This is a genomic window from Pseudomonas rhodesiae, assembly GCF_007858255.1.
Taxonomy (GTDB): Bacteria; Pseudomonadota; Gammaproteobacteria; order Pseudomonadales; family Pseudomonadaceae; genus Aquipseudomonas; species Aquipseudomonas rhodesiae.
Map to the genome: position 1 here is coordinate 1 of NZ_VFEU01000064.1, position 1,569 is coordinate 1,569.

Annotated in this window: 2 protein-coding genes; both read right to left on the bottom strand. The window is 50.6% G+C overall.

The genetic code is table 11. From position 1 onward, the window contains the following. Nucleotides 1-273: 273 nt before the first annotated feature. On the bottom strand, nucleotides 274-690 hold the full coding sequence (locus FIV35_RS29410) for a hypothetical protein (protein WP_034137741.1): 417 nt from the start codon (nucleotides 688-690) through the stop codon (nucleotides 274-276). Further along, the coding region (locus FIV35_RS29415) for an RHS repeat domain-containing protein (protein WP_146375128.1) at nucleotides 690-1,569 on the bottom strand (880 nt) is incomplete at its 5' end. The genes FIV35_RS29410 and FIV35_RS29415, both read right to left, overlap by 1 nt.

Here is a 1,569-nt window from a genome sequence, read left to right on the forward strand (position 1 = left end):
TCCATCAGGGACAGAGGCACCGCCTCACTTAAAGTCCGGATGTATGGCTGCAACCTTATCCCGTCTGTGTTTTCACGAATTGAGTGCTTGGCATACTGGGGGCGTCCATGTATGAGCGGGCTTGCCCTGCGTTGGGCTGCGTAGCAGCCCCAAACACAGACAGCACCGACACACCTGAAATACCCACCTTCTGGACCGGGGCCGCTGCGCGGCCCAGCGCGAGCAAGCTCGCCCACCGCAGGGGCAGGGTAATCAGTGAGGTGGCGGGTGTTCTTACCATGTTGATGGGTCTTCTCGGCTGGCTTTTTGGAGGTCGTCTTTCCAAACGGCTTGAGCGAGAACGTAAACGTCACGTAGAAAATCTCTGGGGCTATCTAAGTTGTACCATTCCGCTCTCGGCCAAGAAGCTGCCTCATATTCATCTATTTCAAAAAGATTTTGAAAGTCGTAGCTTTGGTCATCTAGACAATTTTCTAGGTTTCTGATCAGGAGGTACTTATGTCTATAGGATAAATAGCCTAAATTTAGAGCGTAATTTTTTATAAGCTGTTCTCTGTCGCTTTTCTCGTTCGGATTGTATTTTTCCATTTCTCTGCCGCGACTTTGCTCTTGATCATAAACATCAAATACTCCAATAAGCCACTTTAGGTCCGCATCGAAAGGTGCATTCGTGAATGGATTTTTCAACATTATTTCTTCTCGCCGGGGAAAGCTGTGAATGGTCGGTTATTATCATTCCTGTCAAATTTTACCTCGAACCAATTTAAGTTTTCGTTAAGGTGCGGATTTTGCGTGTTTGTCCTGTTAGGTCGATATCCTCGCCCAGCTCCAGGCATCTCCAATCTCAGTGTCGGGTTACGATTCTGATCCATTCCGTTGAATGGGGCTAGCCCCAAAGAATCTCGCGTAAGTACTTTGTTAAGTGCACTGAGTTGCATTTTCCAACTATGAAACTGCGAGCTTAAGTTTCCTTTGCCATGCGTGCTAGGCGTGCCGGTGGCTGGATCTGTTCCATCAATCGCTCTTTGCTTTAGCGCGTTGTCAGTAATCTGAGGACCATGCTTAGCAACCGTGTGCATGTCATATTCATTTTCGATTTCCAAAACTCTGCGTTTTGCATTTGCCTCGCTTAGAGCACCAATGCGCGCTTGACGCTCTTCTCTTGTGGGTTGAGGAAGTGTTGGTTGTTGTTCGCCAACTCTGGCCTTTCCAATGGGGCTCTCTAATCTGTTGAGCTTACATTCCGCTCCACCTGGGCAAGAGTTCAACCCCAGCGGATCCACCCACCCCGTAGGGTTAGGCACATACCGATACCCATTGATCCCACCCGCCAACTTCACCGGGTCCGGCGTCAGGTAGCGACCAATATCCGGATTGTAGTAGCGATGACGGTTGTAGTGCAGGCCGCTTTCTTCGTCGAAGTATTGGCCCTGGAAACGCAATGGGTTGTCGAGTTTGCCTACGTCGAGGCGGGCGATTTCGCCGTAGGCGCGGTAGTGGGCGGACCAGGCGATATCGCCCTCGGGGGTGGTGAGTTCCTGGGGTGTGCCGAGGTGGTCGAGTTGGTAG

Coding starts and splice junctions, on each gene's coding strand:
- FIV35_RS29410 (WP_034137741.1), bottom strand. CDS start 690: ATGTTGAAAAATCCATTCACGAATGCACCTTTCGATGCGGACCTAAAG.